Raw genomic sequence first — 17270 nt, forward strand, 5'->3', positions numbered from 1 at the left:
ATCGTTGTAGAATTATTATTATTTGGATCTTTTTTACATGAAAATACAACTCCCGTTAGAATCACTAAAAGAATAATTTTAGATTTTAATACTGTTTTCATAATAAATTAATTTTAAGGTTTATAATGGATTCAACTTACCCGATTCATAATTCATTTAGTTAGGGATTTAAACTATTAAAACCAAAATTAGAACTCCAAGCTGAAAAAGTTTTATAGAATTAAAAAACTCACTTACAACATTACAACCATTTAAAAAACAAGTATTTACATTATAAAAAATCAAAAATAATCTCAGGCTTTACTGCCTGAAAATTCTATAAGTATAAAGTCAAATTATGTAATGTTAAATGATGATTGACTTTTAATTTTAATTTAAATAGCAACTACCCCAGATTTTAATGATTAAATTTTTTTTTACTATTCATTAATAAATAAGTAAACACAAAAAAATGATACATCCAGATACAAAAATTATCTTTATCAGTCCTGAAAAAGGGTATGGCGTAGTTGCCGAAAAATTTATTCCAAAAGGCACAATTACATGGGTTCAGGACAAACTGGACCGTGTTTTTAAACCAGCAGAAATCAAGGCTTTGGATCCAATTGCTAAAAAATATCTAGAAAAATATTCATTTACTAACAAAAATGGAGAAATGGTTCTTTGTTGGGACAATGGAAAATTTGTAAATCATAGTTTTAATCCAAATTGTTTTAGTACTGCTTATGATTTCGAAATTGCAATCCGAGACATTTTTCCAGGAGAAGAACTTACTGATGATTATGGTTATCTAAATGTAGACCACCCTTTTGATGCAATAGATGAAGGAACAAAACGAAAAACGGTATATCCTGATGATCTTTTGCATTATTATCCTGAGTGGGATTCACTTATTAAAGAAAAAGCTCCGTTAGTGCTTGAGGTAAATCAACCTCTTTTGCCTTTAATTGAGCATGAAATATGGGAAGAATTTGTTGATGCAGTTGAAAATCCCAAGAAAATGCGTTCTCTTTTAGAATGTTATTATCCAAGAAAAGAGTTAGATCATACTCCTATTTATAATGGAATTTTAAAAAATCCTGATATGGGAATTATATAATAAGTAGCCGAAATTATATAAATCGATAATATTCTAAAATTAGAAATTCCATTTTAATTTTTTACTATTATGAAAAATATAACATCAAAGCTGCTATCAGGATTTTTGATCTTAGCAATGCCAACTGTGAATAGTTGTAGTGATTGTGAAGATGAAGATTCTAAAAACTCAAAAAAAAAAGAAGCAATAAATATTAAAGCTTCAGACACTATCCTAAAAAATTGAAATTAGTATTACTTCAATTTCTTACTGTTTTTTACTGAACAAAAAAAGATGCCTAACAGCATCTTTTTTTGTTCTTAAATAAAAATTTCAACTAAAATCTATCTGTACACGTAACACATTTTTAGAATTTTATCTAAATAATAACGGAGCATACATAAATAAATCATGTCTCCAAACTGGCCAAGAATGCCCGCCGGAATATTCGCTGTATTTGTATTTGATTCCCATTTGGTCAAATTTGCTCATCATTATTTTGCAATTTTCATAAGCTATATCTTCCTTTCCTCCCATTGAAATCCAAAACTCTTTGATATTTGAATTAATTTTTGCTGCATTATTTTTCATAAATTCATATTGAGGATCTGATAAAGTGGAATTATTAGCCCACCAACCTGAACTAAATACGCCAATACTAGAAAACATTTCTGAGTTTTTTACTCCGGTATAAAGAGTTTGTAATCCTCCCATTGACAATCCTGCCAAAGCTCTGTTTTTAGCATCTGTCTCAACTTTAAAATTACTTTCTACAAAAGGAATAGCTCCTGTTTTTAATTCATTTTCAAAAGCTTTAAGTGCATTTTCATTGAAGCCTTGAATTCCGCCTGTATTTGCCATATTACCATCAATCATTGCGATAACCATTGGTTTTGCTTTATTTTCGGCTATTAAATTATCCAAAATTAAATTGGCTTTTCCTTGAGTGGCCCATCCTCTTTGATCTTCTCCTCCTCCATGCAACAGATATAATACTGGATATTTTTCATTTGCTTTGTCATAACCTGGTGGTGTGTAAACATACATTTCACGCCAGGAATTTGTGGCTTTCGAAAGATATTTTTCAATTCTGATGTCTCCATGCGGAACATTATTTAAAGCATAAAAATCGCCTTCTTTGTTTGGAATTTCAATGCCACTAGCCATGCGCCCCATGCCATAGAAACTTTCGCTTGCTGGATCGGCAACAGCCACACCATCAATTAGTAAAGAATAATAATTAAATCCTTTATTGACAACATCAGTAGTTACATTCCAAAAGCCTTCTGAGTCTTTTACCAAGTCATACTTTTTTCCTAAATCGATTTGTACTTTTGTTGCTTCTGGAGCTTTGACTTTAAAAACTACACGATTGTCTGGTAATATCTGAGGATATTTAGCATTGCGAATATTTGTTTCGGCTGGAGTTCCTAAAATGGTATATTTTTCAAAACTTGGTGGATCTACTGGTTTAAACAAAAACTGTGAAAACATATATAAGCCATTTTTCCATACTTTAAAATCATGAACTCCAGGCTCGATATAATAGATATGTGGCACATTATTTTTATACAAATAATCATGAGTGCGTTTACTGTTATAAATAAGTCCATCCTCGTCACCGCATGAAATCCAAAGCAGTTTTAGTTTCTTTTTTGCTTCTTCGGGATTAGGAACTAACTCTTTGGGCATCTTAGTATTTGGTGCCGAAGAAAATCCGCCAACCCAGGCAAATTTATCCAAATTACCCAGTCCAAAATTCAATGACTGCCCTCCACCCATTGATAAACCTGCAATAGCACGATGTTCTCTGTCTTTTAGAGTTGGATATTTTTTTTCGATAAAAGGAATTAAATCATTTAATAAATCTTTTTCGAACGTTGAAAAAGCCTGTATTTTATCTGGAGCCATGATATTTCCTGTAGCACTATCATCTTTCATTGCTCTACCATTTGGCATAACAACTATCATAGGTTCCATTTTACCTTCTGAATACAGATTATCCAAAATTACCTGTGGAGAACCTCCGTTTAACCACTCTTTTTCATCACCTCCTATTCCGTGCAATAAATACAAAACTGGATATTTTTTATTTTTACTAAAACCAGGCGGTGTATAAACCGTTACTTTTCTCGTTGTACCGACAGTTTTAGAATTATATTCCAAACTTTCTACTTTTCCATTAGGAATTCCGGTTCGAACTTGATCAAAACCTTTTGGGCCTTCTTTTTCAATTTTTTGAGCCAATAAACTACTGGTTATAAAAACCATAACAGTAATAATGGACAAGAGATTTTTTTTCATCTTAATATTTATTTTAAAAAAAATTATTAGAATGTTTACTTAAATAATAAACCTGCATATTGATACAAGGACCTTCTCCAAGTTAGCCATTCATGAGCGGTAGCTTGAGATTCATAAAAAATATGTTTAATTCCTTGTTTATCAAGCATTGCTCTAAATGCACCTACCGAGCCTGGGAAAGGTTTTGGTTCTTTTGTTCCTAGCCCCAGCCATAAAACTTTAAGTTGTTTGTTTACTACTTTTCCATCATTAAACTTTCCGTCTAAAAATGTAGCAGGATCGATTTCGTCCGAGCTTGGATAGTTTGAAGTTCCGCTAAATCCACCGTAATAGGCAAATTTATCCAGATGGTTCATTGCAATTCTCATCGTTTGATTTGCACCCATTGAGAGCCCTGCAATTGCTCTGTGCTCACGATCTGAAAGTGTTCTAAACTTTGAATCAATCATCGGAATAATTTCATTCATCATCACTTCTTCAAAAACAGAGACTGGTTTGGATTCCGTTGTATTTCCCTGATTTTTATATGCATATCCATTATCCATAACAATAATCATTGGTACTGCTTTTTTATCGGCAATTAGATTATCCAATATAAAATTGGCCTTGCCTTGACTACTCCAACCTGTTTCATCTTCAAAACTTCCGTGTTGCAAATACAAAACGGGGAAACGTTTTTTTGCATCAATATTATATTCAGCTGGAGTATAGACAAAGCATCTTCTCCAAGCATTAGTAATTTTAGAGAAATAAATATTTTCACTCACAAGTCCATGAGGAACGTCTTTTACTGCATAAAAATCTTTATCAGAAGCTGGAATTTCTATTCCGCTTCCCCAACGTCCTGCTCCATAAAAATATAAAGATCCAGGATCTGGTACAGATGCTCCATCAATTTCTAATTGGTAATAGTGAAATCCTTCGTCTTGCGGGGCAGATTCTCCAATCCAAACACCTGCATCATTTTTTTTCATATCATATTTAACACCTCCAATATCGAGTCGCACTCTATTTGCATTTGGGGCAACAACACTAGCACGTACGCGACCTTGTGAATTAACCTGAGGAAAATCCTTTCCTGGCTGATTTACTTCTGAAGGCTTAAAATCTTCAACAACGCTTGCCGTTTCCTGACACCAACTTGACTGGCAATTTATTATTGCAATCAAAATGATTATTTTGAGAAATTGTTTCATATTCAATTTTTAAAGTTTAATTTTTTTCCTGTGCTAGTTCATTTACAGCATTTGCAAGGAAAACAAACCAAGCTCCTCCGTCAATAATACACTCATTTTCTCCCCACAAAAATGGCCAATCGTCTTTATTTTCTAAAAAATCAGGTTTCAGAAAAATAAGTCCTGGAACTACACCACCTGCAATTGTTGTAAAATCAGCTCTATTATTTCCGTAAGCCACTTTTTTGGATTTGTTTCCTACGGCATTTACAAATGATAAATTAGAATATGGATGACATCCAAAAACATAATTTAATCCCTGATAGACATATTCTTTATCAATCACATCGGGATAAAATTTATGAATATAAAAATTTGTACTTGCCCAATTAATAACCTGCGAACTACCGCCCCAGCCTCTCTTTACTATAGGAACTCCATAAGGATTATCAGAAGTTTCTTTGTCGATGCTGGCTTTATATTTTATAGCATATTCTCTAATTTTTGCTTTATAGCCATCACCCAAATAAGGCACAGCAAGCAACGCAGAATTAATAGTAAACTCGACATTTTCATCTAATAAGGGCCAAATTTTACTCAAATACCCTTCTTTGTATTTATCATCTTTTGTGCTTAAATATAATTGTAATAAAGCGATCATATCACTGCCTTTGCCCCATCTGGACATTGGACTATCATCTGGTTTTGCCGTTTTTGCAATTTCATTTGCTTCGTCGAATAGCTTAATAGCAAGTGACAAACATTTATTGGCAAGCTCATCATTATACCCTTTTAGCGCTCTGTTTGCAGATGCCAAAGCGCCAACAGTTCTATAATCTAAAAATGAAGTCCGGTTGGTAAAAGCCCATCTGTCATCCATTGTGCCGCTCGAAACTCCATTAGATTCATAAGGTTTAAGCGCTGGATTGTATGGAAGATTATCCGTTTCTGTAGACGCATCGCCCAAATGATGATATTGATGCAAATTTGGAACAACAATTCCCCTTACTGGATGACCAATATTTTCAACTTGTGCCACTAGATTCAAAGCTCCATGTTCAATTTGTTGCAATATATCTGGTTTTCCATCAGGACGATGAATATCTACATATTGTGTTTTTTGGTCGATATAAGTTTCATCTCTGTTTACTCTAAAAGCTTCCCAAGATTCTACAAAACTATTGATTACACTTACATGCGAAAAAGTCTGAATATCAAAATCACCCGCATCAAACCAACCTCCGACCGCCATGTTTGGAATGCGTTCCAAAGGCTTGTATTTAGTCTCAGTAGTTGGACCTTGTTTGTAGCCATCAAAATGTTCGTGATTTAAGGGTGCTTGGAGGCAGTCGTCTAAAAATGGTTTTCCATGCCAAACTCTATAAGCTTCATTCACCTCCATGTGATCCATTTGAACAGGGAACCACACGTCCATTGTAGGATGCCAAACATTAGAATAAATAGCATCCTCAATCTGAAAAGTATTGGTTTTTTGGTTTCCATATTGAATGTAATAAAGTCCTTTTTCCTTAACAGAACTAAAATCAAACTGGGCATAATTATATCTTAGATAATTTCCCCAAACTTTTACATTTGCGTTTAGCTTCTCTACAAATTTTCCATCTTCATTTAATTTGAAAATTGAAGCTGTTGCCAACGGTTTATCGTTTTTGTCTAATTCGATAACGGCAACTTTCTTTTGGTTTGGCATATAACCTACTTGAGAAAATCCTATGACCGGCTCTCTTTTCCAATTTGGAATTGTATTAGGTTCAACATACCAACTTAGGACTTTACCTGTTTTATTTATTGGAAGGATACTCCTGGCAACAAACCATCCGTTCTGACCTAGATTTCGACCATCAAAAAGCATAACTTCCTGATCGGATTCAATTTTTACTTTATGTTCAGGGGTTTCGGGTGCTAAAATTACTTTTTTACCAGAATCTAATGGAAGAGGAATTATATATTCATTTCTTCCGCGATCATCAAATGTATTGTGTCCGCCAAACTGCGGAATCTTTTGAACCGAAGATTTAATTTGAGTATTACTTGAAGGATATCTTGGAAATGTTCCTGCTTTTCCATCAACTAAATAATTATGTTCGACATAGGAAGTCGGTATAAATTCCATATTAAAACCAGCCTTTCCTTCCAATTCTTTGGGAACAGGTTTATCTAATGACACATTAATTACAAACCCTTTTCCTTTTGGAGTAACTGTGATATTGGAATCAAAATTATATTCTTCGTATCTCAATTTTACTTCAATGGTATTAGTAGCTTTGTCAACCTTTCGGCTTATCATTTTTGGAATCAAATCCCATTGTTCCGGAGTATTATGTAGTCTTACCGCCCCGCCAGTTACTGTCCTTACTCCATGATGAATAAATTCTATTCCAGCAGTTTTTTCGTCAAAAAACATTCCATTGTATTCATTGCTGAAAACAAGAACATTCAAGCCTGGAGTTTCAAAATATTCTTTATCATTTAGCGTTAAATCTTGGGAAAATGAAATATTCGAAATACCGCCAAAACAAAGAAGTATGAGCGTTTTTTTAGAAAAAGTACAATCTAAAAAAATAGATATAACCCTATAGATTTCTTTCATAAATATTGATTTGTATGGTTATAATTACTCATTAAATAATAATGGTGCGAGCTCTTTTAAGCTTCGACGCCAAGTTTGAAATTCGTGTCCAGTGCCTTCTGAAACATAAGAAACGGCATTGAAACCAGCGCCTTTGAGTGCTGTGACAGCATTTTTTACTCCTTCTGGTTTTTCTTTGCTTCCACAGCTTAAAAAGATCAATTTTACTTTTGATTTGTCTTTGATATCTTCCGGATTATATAACCCTCCGCTAAGAAGTGCATATCGTGAGAAAACATCAGGCTTATTGAGTGTAATCGTGCGGGTTTCCATGCCTCCCATCGAAAGTCCGCCCATCGCACGATGCGATTGTTTTGCAATTGTGCGGAAATTTGCATCAACATACGGAATTAGTTCATCTACCAAAACAGTTTGAAAAGGCGTTATATCAAAATTCTTTAATCCGCCCCATTTGATTTCATTTGTCATTCCATAAGTCATAACAATGATGAAAGGTTTGGTTTTGCCATCCGCTATAAGATTATCCATAATCAAATTGGCGTGTCCTTGATTGCTCCAAGCCGTTTCATCTTCGCCCCAACCGTGCTGTAAGTATAACACAGGATATCGTTTTGCCTGATCTTTATCATATCCTGGAGGAGTGTAAACAAATGCTCGGCGTGACGTATTCGTGCTTTTTGATGGAAAAAGTATTTGTTGCACATTTCCGTGAGGCACGTTTTTTAATGCATAAAAATCTTGATCATGAGCCGGTATTTCGATACCGCTTTCCCAACGGACAGAACCATAGAAATTTAAAGCTCCCGGATCGTTAAATTTTCCTCCATCGATAGTAAGATTGTAGTAATGAAATCCTTCATCCATTGGTCCGGCTGTAGTTCCTGTCCAGACACCATCCGATGATTTTTCAAGTTTTGTTCCGCCTTTTCCTCCTAATCCAAGACTTACTCTGACACTATCTGCGGTAGGTGCTTCAATTCGAAATCTTGCATAGCCTTGCGAATTAACCTGTGGAAATTCCTTTCCCGGTTGATTTAGTGTTGAAGGTTTAAAATCTTCAATAATTTTGGCTGAATTTGTTTGCGCTACCACCAATGGACTAATTAAAGCCATTGACAATGCCAAAACAATAGAATACTGTTTCATAATGTGGTTGGTTTTTTATTGATTAATAAATAATTATTGCAAAATATTTTTTTGACTTATTATATAGTAATTATCAAATTTTAAACACAATGATTTTTATTTTAAGAACAAAACTTAATTGGCTTGTGGAGTAATAATCTGATAATTTCCACTTAAATGCATTAAACTAAAAAGATACATCAAGCCATCATAATAAGGATCAAAATAACCATCTTCATAAGGTTCAAGCTTAGCGTTCCAAATGGCATGTACAAAATCTAAACTTCCTTTTTCATCATTAATCAAAGCAGTTGTTGAAGCTGTGCCGACCAACCCGATAGAATGCCTTAATTTTTTTACTGTTCCCGCTTGCAAAATAAAATCAGGTCTGGATCCATCAAGATTAAATTGGTCTTCGTAAGTATCCATTCCTTTTGATCTTAGAAATTTTTGAAATTTTACAGCATATTCTTTCTGCCATTTTTTATCCTTACCAAACCAAGCATAATCCATTGCGATATTCATAGGAACGCGCCAGGAATCATACCGAAATCCTGCCGGCATCCATGGAGTCGGGTGAGGTTCTCCGGTAAATTCGGTATAATCAGAATTAAGGGCTGTTACTGGATGAGTTGCTCTATGAAAAAAAACTCTGGAAGTATCTGCACAAGCTTTGTAAAATTCTTCGTGTCCGTCTTTGGCATATTCAGACCAGACTTCGTAAAAGGCTGGCACATGATAAGACGGATCTGTCCAATTATAGCCTTTCCCTTCGGGTACGAAACTTATTTGTTTGTGTTCTGTATTAATGACATTGTAAATACCGCCAGTACCATCTTTTTTCCACATGGCATCAAGTATGCGTCGGGCCTCTTTGTAATAATTAATTCCGGTGTTATTACCCCATCTATTGGATGCAAATAACAGGCTGGTAATATAATACAACTCCCCATCTGATGCGGAACCTGGTGAATTCTGTTTCATCGTAACCGGATTCAAACTCCAAGCAAAATAACCTTCACGAGGGCCACTTTGATGTTGCAAATATGCTTTGGAAAACCTCCAGATTCGGTCAAAAACTTCTTTCTTATTCAATTGAACAGCGACCATCATTCCGTATGACATTCCTTCGGTTCTTGCATCTTTATTTTTCACATCAGATACATAGGCCATCGTATCACCAACTGTAAAATAAACTTTGTTTGGTCCTTCAAAAACATCATAATAGGCTTTAGAAAGTTTATCGTCTATAGCTTTCTTTTTATACCCAGCTTCCAAAAAAACATTTCGGTATTTTATAGAGCCAAAAGGTTTATCTGTTTTTTTATTTGTCTGAGCTAAAAGCATATTTGAAGAACAAATAACAGTTATTAAAAAGCAGCTGATTTTATAGAGATTATTTTGATTTTTCATTTTTATGTGGTTGGTTAGTTTATAAAAAGGTATTCAGTTACAATTATTTCTTTAGCCATGAATTGTTTTGCAGCCAACTAAATAAAGGTTCGATCCATCCTGGAAATCTGAAAATAAATCCATGATCTCCTTTAGGATAAATGTGCATTTCAACAGGAATTTTTTGATGCCTTAATTTTTCGAAGTAGACAATACTGTTATCGACATCTACGGTTTTGTCATCGGCAGTATGAGTCAAATAAGCGGGAGGCGTATTAGATTTCACCTGCATTTCATTAGAAAACAAATCAATATCCTCTTTATTTGGATTTTGTCCTAATAAATTATCTCTCGAACCTTGATGAGTTAACTCATTTGTCATACTAATCACCGGATACACTAAAATCTGAAAATCTGGTCGGAGACTGGTTTTTTCTTTATTTTCTATATACGATTTCTCAAAATGTGTTGCTACAGTCGAAGCTAAATGTCCGCCTGCCGAAAAGCCCATAATACCAATTTTATTTTTATCCAAGCCCCATTTTTCAGCATTGTCTCTTACTAATTTGATGGCTTGTTGAGCATCTTGTAACGGGCCAATTTTTTTATCAATCATAATAGCATCATTGGGTAATCTGTACTTGAGAACAAATGCTGCGATCCCTTTCTCGGCCAAAGCTTTTGCAGCGCTTACCCCTTCTCCATCATAAACTACAACCGAATAACCTCCTCCTGGAACAATGATTATTGCAGTTCCCGAAGCTTTTTCGGCATTGGGTTTAAAATATTCAAGCGTTGGAACGGTAACATCTTTATACATTCCTGTGCCCGATTCTTTGAGAGTCGATGGTTTGGAATTAGGAATTTTTGAAGAATATAATGGGATGATTTCTTGTGAATGAACAAAAACAGAAAACAGTAAAAAATTAAACGCTATAAACAGCCTTAACCTTTCCTTGCTCGTATTTTGAAAATTTTTATTTGCTTTTTTCATTTAATAAAATGGTGTTGGTTGTTTATTAATAGCATTTAATTATGAATAGTATTTCGACTATTATTTATTCTTCTTTTGATCTAATAAAGTCAACATCTTTTCAGCATATCTTTTTCCTAATTCTCTATAACCATTAGCATCAAAATGCAAATTATCTTTAGCAACAGTACATTTACTTGATGAAATCACGTATGAATTAGGTATTGTTTGCGGAAGAGTTGCAATGATTGTATTCATGCTGGCACATATTCCGCCTTGGTCAGCGTTGACAGTTTCTCCAGCAAGTAAAGGCACTTTTTGAGGATCAAGATTTAAGTCTTTCATTAAATTATCATAAACAATTTTGACTTTTTTTGTCCAAAGCGTATCTCCTGTATTTGATTCTCCTTGGTGCAACAAAATGCCTTTTATCACTCCGCTTTTCTGAGCTATTTTTGCCATTTCGACCAATCTGGCATAAGGATTTCCATCATATTCATTTACCATACCTTTCATCCAATCAGGGGCAGTAGTCATATAATTTTCATATTTATCTTTATCAAATAGTTCAATTTTACAACCTCCAACTGCGACATTTATAATTCCGACTTTTACATTTTTTGGAAGATTTTCAACCATTTTTCGACCAAAATAATCTGTCAAAGTCAAACCTGTTTTACAACGGCATAATGGAGGAACTGCCGTGTACCATTTTCCTTTTTCGCGACCAAGTTCCGGGCAATTTACCGCTTCCAAAACTTGAAAACGACCGTCTACGGCAACAGTGTCCTGTGGTTCAATCTTAGCATTTCCTTCCATATTGGATTGACCAAAACTTAAATAGATTTGAAAATTTGGATCTTGGGAATAAATAGTATTTGCTGCTAATAATAACATAACGAACAGCATTAGGTTGGTTATTTTTTTCATATTTTAAAGTAATCTGGTAGTTAATTTTATAATCTAGTGGCAATTAAATTTTCAAAAGTTGGTGTATCAAATGCATTAATAAGCGGAATAATATTTATTTTGTCCAAACTTCATCTTCAGGAGAAATTCTTTTTACTTAAACAAACCTAAATCAATCGCTTCACCCATTCTTCGGTAACCTAATTCATTTGGATGCAAAAAATCATTATCGTGCATATTGGATAAAATAGTTTTAGAACCCGGTTCCGAAACCATTTCTTTATCAAAATCAATGACAGCATCAAAACCACTATTTTTACTTCGAATCCAAGCATTTACAGTGTCCCTAGCATCTTGTTTGAATGGAGCATCATAAAATGATTTTTGAAAAGGCAAAATAGTACAACCGTAAACTTTTATGTTTTTTGCATGCGCTTTTTCTATCATCACTTTATATGCGCTAATAAGTTCTTGTGCCTTGATTGGTGCGTCTTCAGCATTTTTAATTCCACCTATATCATTGATTCCTTCAAGGATAACCAACCATTTTGTTCCCGCTTGAGAAAGTACATCTCTTTCAAAACGATCTAGCGCCGTTGGTCCTAAACCTCCCTTAACGACACAGTTTCCCCCAATTCCTAAATTCAATACTCCAATATTTGCTGTATTTTTATTTTGTAATAAACGGCCAGATAAAATATCCGTCCAACGGTTTTGTTTATTAGTTCCAGAACCGCGTCCGTCTGTAATTGAATTTCCTAAACAAACGATATTTGCCGAATTTACCGCAGCAATTACATCAACACCCATAATTGTGTACCAATGATCTGTTTTTGTTGCTCCTGCAAAATCTATATTATTTATCTGATCTCCCTGCAAAATATAAGATGTTGTACGGGAACCGGGATGTCCTGTAGTCTTTTGCGAAGTCGCTCCGTAATGTATTGTTATTGCCAAAAGCTGCCCTTCTTTTAGCTGAAAATCAAAAGAATCCGAAAAAACATCTTGCCCTGGATTTAATGTTACGCCAGCATTTCCATTGAAACTTAATGCTTTTTGAGTTTTTTCATCAATCGCTGCTCCTTCAAGGGCATTGGCAACGCTCACTGATTTTAAAACTGTTGGCTGATCACTAAAAATATTCGAAAAACGCAATCGTAATTTTTTCCCTCCTATTGAGACTCTAATAATCTGGCGGATTGTGTTCTCAGTAAGACCTGGAGCTGGTGGCATATTATTGGGTTCAACCAACATTTGAGCTGTAGCCCAAGTTCCTACCCAATTTTGAGTATTTCCTTTTTCAGCAACTTTTATTGTGGATTGATTTGGCTTACATCCCAAAAAAACAAGCACAAGAAGTAATAAAACTGAACTCTTTTTTATCTGCATAATTATATATTTTCTTTATCATAAATTGGCTGTACAAAAGCTATATACAGCCAAAAAAACTATCAATTTTTTTATTCTGGTTTTGCATCGTTAGCAGTGGTAGCGTACAATCCAACCAATGCTCCCGTAAAACCGCCTGCAACATTGGTTGAAAGAATGTCGCCAGACACAGCTCCACCAAGATTTTGAAAATCAGCACCATTTACAGCATAACTAAATTCGTAACTATCTCCAACTGCTTTTACTTGTAAACGCACAGGTTTTTTGATGTCAATTTTTGCATTAGCAATAATTTTAGACGTTCCTTTTTCTGTTCTTTCTAACAAAATATAAGTGTCATTTCCTTTTTTGGTCACACCAAAAACATAATTGAATTTCTCGTTTTGCAGGCATACAATTCCAGCCAAATCTTTTTCAGATGCCGGTTTATAATCGATTGTTGTTGCAAATGAAAAGGCGTTATGCATTTGTCTGTAAAAAAGCGTTGAAGTTGGTTTTACTTCTTTAATATTGACCGCGAATGGATTGATTTGCAGACCTTTTTTGGTAACAGCAATAAAATTTTCGCGTGGTCCTCTTAAACCAATCCATCTGTAATCTAACTTATTGGAAGTAAAATTTTCCTCGAAAGTGAAATTACCATTTGGAAAAAATCCATCTTTACCTGTTTTGTTTTCAGTAACACCGTTTGGCATTTTTAATTTTGGCTCCATTGGAACTAATCCATTTTCAAAAACTGGGAAAGTTCCCGACCAATCAACTGGTAACATAAACGTTTCGCGTCCTGTATTTACTCTGTCTTTATCATTAGGACGCACTCCCAAAAACACTCCGTAATATTTGTTGTCCGGTCCTAAAACCAAATCAGCGTGTCCAGCCCAATCCACTTTATTGGCTCTGTTTTGTGGAAAATAGCGTTGCGTAAGAATTGGATTGTTTGATGATGGTTTAAAAGGCCCTTTTGGACTATCGCTCACAAAAATAACTTCACTGTGATTACCGCCTGTACCACCTTCGGCACACATTAAATAATAACGGCCGTCTTTTTTATACAAATGCGGTGCTTCGATCCAAATAGGTTTTTTGGATAAATCTACTCCTCCATCAACAATGATTTTATCTGTGCCAGGAATTACTTTATCTGTGGCAACATCATATTCCCAAACTTTAATTACGCGGTGACCGTTGTATAATTCCTTCCCTTTGTCTGGAGCGTCGTTATGGACTATATAGCCTTTTCCATTATCATCAAAGAAAATGCAAGGATCTATTCCACCAAAATCAAGCTTTATTGGGCTTCCCCAGCCTTTCATCGGGTCTTTGGTTTTTACGATGATGTTTCCAAGTCCGCCAGAAAAAGCAGTTACAATCATATAAAAAGTATCATTATGCGGATTGTAAGTAATCCCTGGAGCGTAAACTCCAGCACTAATTCCGGTATCGTGTGGATTGAATTCGTTAATATTATTTAAAACACCACCCAAATCTGTCCAGTTTACCAAATCTTTAGAATGAAAAATAGGCACTCCAGGAAACATTGCAAATGAAGAACAAACCATATAATAATCATCTCCTTTTCTGGTAATAGCGGGGTCTGGATAACAACCTTGTAAAACCGGGTTATAAAACTCCCCTGCTTTTAATGGATTCTTTTTATAAATCTGATCATCTCCCTGATAAACAACTTTTGTGAATACTGGTGGATTTTTGACTGTGCTTTTTTGGGCTTGTGCATCAGCCCCTGTAAGCACAGAAAGCCCCATAATGGTAGATAAAAATAATAATTGTGCGTTTTTCATTTTTTGATATATGTGTGTTAATATTTATTCAAATTTTATCCAATCGACTTCAATTTGATTATCGTTTTTTGATGTGACAAACAAATTTTGAACACCCGATTGTGTTTTCAATAATGGTGATTTTATTTCTGTCCAATTACTGTTTTTAGGGATAATCACCTCGGCAATTATTTGTTGATTGATTCCTTTGGTGCGAATTTGAAGCACTCCGCCTTTTTCTGACAAGGCTTTTACAACTACTGATTTTAATTTTTTTTGTCCAAAATCGACCGCATTGTATTGAATCCATCCACCAGCTTGATTGAAAGTTGATTTCCAGCCTTTAAAGGAATTCTGATTATCTAAAAATGAAATCGAAACTTCTTTGCTTAATTCAGAATATCGATCAATCTGAATTTGATCTGTGGCTTTGGTAATTCCAACGCCTCTTAAAGTCGGAATCACTTTTTGAATACTTCCATCTGGGTTAAAATGCAAATAATCGGCACGAATTGATCTTGCTTTATCAAATTGCGGCGACAAATCATTATGATGATAAAACAAATACCATTCTTTTTTAAATTCTATAATCGAATGATGATTCGTCCAGCAACCAGTAGGTGATTCATCCATAATGACACCAGCAACTTTAAATGGTCCCAAAGGATTATTGGCAGTAGCATATTCCAAACGTTCAATTTTATTTTCAACATGCGGATAGGTCAAATAATAAATCCCATTTCTCTCAAACATATAAGGACCTTCTTTTAATCCTTTTTCAGGAAGATTCTCAAGTGTTTTTACTTCTGAATCCAACTCAACCATGTTTTCTTTTAATTTAGCTACGAAAATATTTCCTCCAGACCAATAGAGATAGGCCTGTCCGTCCTTGTCAATAAAAACGTTAGGATCGATTCCTCTGACACCTTTTATCGGTTCTGACTCGGGTACATAAGGTCCTTCAGGCTTATTGGCAATAGCGACACCTACTGTAAAACCTCTTTTGAAATTAATAGTGTCTTTTGGAACACTTGGAAAATAGAAATAGTATTTGCCGTTTCTTTCGATACAATCAGGAGCCCACATACTGTAACTATTGGGCTTTACCCAAGGCACTTTATTTTGTTCGACTATCATACCGTGATCTGTCCAATCCGTTAAATTGGCTGATGAAAATACGTGGTAATCTTCCATACAAAACCAGTCTTTACGGCCTTTTCCTTCGGTAGCTAAAATATCGTGTGAAGGAAAAACATACACTCTATCCCCAAAAACTCTCGCAGAAGGATCGGCGGTAAATTGATCCCTAATCAGTGGATTTTGAGCAAAAGAAACACTGCCAATCGTAACCATCAGCATTGTTTTTACTTTTAATATTTGTCTAAAATTTATCATTTACTTCTAATTGAATTTCTTAGTTGATCAATACAATTCCACCATTACAAGGGATTGTTATTTCTGCAAATTGATTTTTGTTTATTTTCAGCGTACTTACTTTTCCTTTTAATTGCGAATCATCGCTATACTGTTTTAGTTCAGTTCCGGCTGTAATCATTGGGAGATTTACTTTAATTTTTACCGATTCTTTTTGTGCATTTACACCTGCTATATACCATTTTGTTCCTTTACGGCGGGCAAGCACAACATATTTCCCAGGATAGCCATCTATGAATCTCACTTCATCCCAAGTTGTTGGCACTTCTTTCATGAAATTAATCGCCCAGTCAGGAGCATCTGTCAAATTGTTTGGTGCCAAAGCAAAATGTTGTACACCACTTTGAAATAGTACGGCTGTCGCCAAAGCAAAAACATCCGAAGTCATTCGTTTTGAACCTTTATTCGGAATATTGTCGCTATTATAAAATTGATTTAATGCGCTTCCGCCAAAATCCATACTTCCTACCACATTTCTGATAAATGTATGTGTAGCCGCATTCTTTGCTTCATTATCACAACTTCCTTGACCAAAATGTAAATTTTCGCTTGCCAGAACTGCTTCGCTTGCTGCATAATTTGGGTACATGCGCTCCCATCCTCGAGGCAAAGTACAACCATGAAAAATAACCATGATTCCAAAGTCATTTGCATCGGCTAAAATGTCTTCGTATAGCTTCATAGTTACCTGTTTATCTCCGCCAAAAAAATCAACTTTGATTCCTTTTATTCCGATGCTTTTCATCCAAGCCATTTCTTTACGACGAATAATTGTATTATCCATGATTCCTCTTGGTCCCTGAGGAGCATCATTCCAATACCCATTAGAATTGTACCACAAATAAAGGCCTACGCCTTTGCTTTCGCCATATTTAGCCAATTCAGCAATTTTATCTTTACCGATTTGAGTATCCCAAAGTGCATCTACTAAGATGGTGTGGTAACCCATTGCGTTACTAAAATCGATATACTGTTTTTGCACTGGAAAAGTGGTATTGTTATCCATTTTCATAATCCAGCTCCATGTGCCTTTTGTATATTCGTATTTTTTAGAAGCTTCGTATTTTGGTTTAACTAAATCAAACGGAATAGTAGTTTCTAC

At 34.8% G+C, this 17270-nt stretch carries 13 protein-coding genes; 2 read left to right on the forward strand and 11 right to left on the reverse strand.

The genetic code is table 11. From position 1 onward, the window contains the following. Nucleotides 1-451 precede the first annotated feature (451 nt). Both VLC96_RS09700 and VLC96_RS09705 read left to right on the forward strand, forming a co-directional pair. Nucleotides 452-1099, forward strand: coding sequence for an SET domain-containing protein (locus VLC96_RS09700; RefSeq protein ID WP_325262486.1), 648 nt, complete (start codon nucleotides 452-454; stop codon nucleotides 1097-1099). Between the two features lie 69 nt (nucleotides 1100-1168). Then, a complete protein-coding gene (locus VLC96_RS09705) occupies nucleotides 1169-1324 on the forward strand; it encodes a hypothetical protein (RefSeq protein WP_325262488.1) in 156 nt (51 codons plus the stop codon). Between the two features lie 129 nt (nucleotides 1325-1453). On the opposite strand, the gene VLC96_RS09710 is transcribed toward VLC96_RS09705, so the two are convergent. The 11 genes from VLC96_RS09710 to VLC96_RS09760 all read right to left on the reverse strand — a co-directional run. Next, entirely contained in the window at nucleotides 1454-3382 is a 1929-nt protein-coding gene (locus VLC96_RS09710; protein WP_325262490.1) for an alpha/beta hydrolase-fold protein, read from the reverse strand. A 35-nt stretch (nucleotides 3383-3417) separates the two neighbouring features. Next, nucleotides 3418-4578, reverse strand: coding sequence for an alpha/beta hydrolase-fold protein (locus tag VLC96_RS09715; protein ID WP_325262492.1), 1161 nt, complete (start codon nucleotides 4576-4578; stop codon nucleotides 3418-3420). A gap of 16 nt (nucleotides 4579-4594) precedes the next feature. Next, nucleotides 4595-7168 (reverse strand): glycoside hydrolase family 9 protein, encoded by a 2574-nt coding sequence (locus tag VLC96_RS09720; protein WP_325262494.1) that lies wholly within the window; start codon nucleotides 7166-7168, stop codon nucleotides 4595-4597. Nucleotides 7169-7192: 24 nt separating this feature from the next. Continuing rightward, entirely contained in the window at nucleotides 7193-8314 is a 1122-nt protein-coding gene (locus VLC96_RS09725; RefSeq protein WP_325262495.1) for an alpha/beta hydrolase-fold protein, read from the reverse strand. A 114-nt stretch (nucleotides 8315-8428) separates the two neighbouring features. Then, the gene (locus tag VLC96_RS09730) at nucleotides 8429-9706 is read right to left on the reverse strand and encodes a family 8 glycosyl hydrolase (protein WP_325262496.1); all 1278 of its coding nucleotides are present in this window, start codon (nucleotides 9704-9706) and stop codon (nucleotides 8429-8431) included. Nucleotides 9707-9749: 43 nt separating this feature from the next. Next, on the reverse strand, nucleotides 9750-10679 hold the full coding sequence (locus VLC96_RS09735) for an alpha/beta hydrolase (RefSeq protein WP_325262498.1): 930 nt from the start codon (nucleotides 10677-10679) through the stop codon (nucleotides 9750-9752). 60 nt (nucleotides 10680-10739) lie between these two features. After that, the gene (locus VLC96_RS09740; protein ID WP_325262501.1) at nucleotides 10740-11588 is read right to left on the reverse strand and encodes a sialate O-acetylesterase; all 849 of its coding nucleotides are present in this window, start codon (nucleotides 11586-11588) and stop codon (nucleotides 10740-10742) included. 132 nt (nucleotides 11589-11720) lie between these two features. Further along, nucleotides 11721-12956 carry an SGNH/GDSL hydrolase family protein gene (locus VLC96_RS09745; RefSeq protein WP_325262503.1) on the reverse strand — a complete coding sequence of 412 codons (1236 nt, stop codon included), beginning with the start codon at nucleotides 12954-12956 and terminating at the stop codon, nucleotides 11721-11723. A gap of 71 nt (nucleotides 12957-13027) precedes the next feature. Further along, on the reverse strand, nucleotides 13028-14719 hold the full coding sequence (locus VLC96_RS09750) for a glycoside hydrolase family 43 protein (RefSeq protein WP_414655567.1): 1692 nt from the start codon (nucleotides 14717-14719) through the stop codon (nucleotides 13028-13030). Between the two features lie 60 nt (nucleotides 14720-14779). Continuing rightward, a complete protein-coding gene (locus VLC96_RS09755; RefSeq protein ID WP_325262507.1) occupies nucleotides 14780-16129 on the reverse strand; it encodes a family 43 glycosylhydrolase in 1350 nt (449 codons plus the stop codon). Nucleotides 16130-16148: 19 nt separating this feature from the next. Beyond that, nucleotides 16149-17270: glycoside hydrolase family 97 catalytic domain-containing protein (locus VLC96_RS09760; RefSeq protein WP_325262509.1), on the reverse strand; the 1122-nt coding region annotated here is incomplete at its 5' end.

The sequence above is a fragment of the Flavobacterium sp. genome (assembly GCF_035456085.1).
In the GTDB taxonomy this organism is placed as follows: domain Bacteria; phylum Bacteroidota; class Bacteroidia; order Flavobacteriales; family Flavobacteriaceae; genus Flavobacterium.

Coding starts and splice junctions, on each gene's coding strand:
- VLC96_RS09700 (WP_325262486.1), top strand. CDS start 452: ATGATACATCCAGATACAAAAATTATCTTTATCAGTCCTGAAAAAGGG.
- VLC96_RS09705 (WP_325262488.1), top strand. CDS start 1,169: ATGAAAAATATAACATCAAAGCTGCTATCAGGATTTTTGATCTTAGCA.
- VLC96_RS09710 (WP_325262490.1), bottom strand. CDS start 3,382: ATGAAAAAAAATCTCTTGTCCATTATTACTGTTATGGTTTTTATAACC.
- VLC96_RS09715 (WP_325262492.1), bottom strand. CDS start 4,578: ATGAAACAATTTCTCAAAATAATCATTTTGATTGCAATAATAAATTGC.
- VLC96_RS09720 (WP_325262494.1), bottom strand. CDS start 7,168: ATGAAAGAAATCTATAGGGTTATATCTATTTTTTTAGATTGTACTTTT.
- VLC96_RS09725 (WP_325262495.1), bottom strand. CDS start 8,314: ATGAAACAGTATTCTATTGTTTTGGCATTGTCAATGGCTTTAATTAGT.
- VLC96_RS09730 (WP_325262496.1), bottom strand. CDS start 9,706: ATGAAAAATCAAAATAATCTCTATAAAATCAGCTGCTTTTTAATAACT.
- VLC96_RS09735 (WP_325262498.1), bottom strand. CDS start 10,679: ATGAAAAAAGCAAATAAAAATTTTCAAAATACGAGCAAGGAAAGGTTA.
- VLC96_RS09740 (WP_325262501.1), bottom strand. CDS start 11,588: ATGAAAAAAATAACCAACCTAATGCTGTTCGTTATGTTATTATTAGCA.
- VLC96_RS09745 (WP_325262503.1), bottom strand. CDS start 12,956: ATGCAGATAAAAAAGAGTTCAGTTTTATTACTTCTTGTGCTTGTTTTT.
- VLC96_RS09750 (WP_414655567.1), bottom strand. CDS start 14,719: ATGGGGCTTTCTGTGCTTACAGGGGCTGATGCACAAGCCCAAAAAAGC.
- VLC96_RS09755 (WP_325262507.1), bottom strand. CDS start 16,129: ATGATAAATTTTAGACAAATATTAAAAGTAAAAACAATGCTGATGGTT.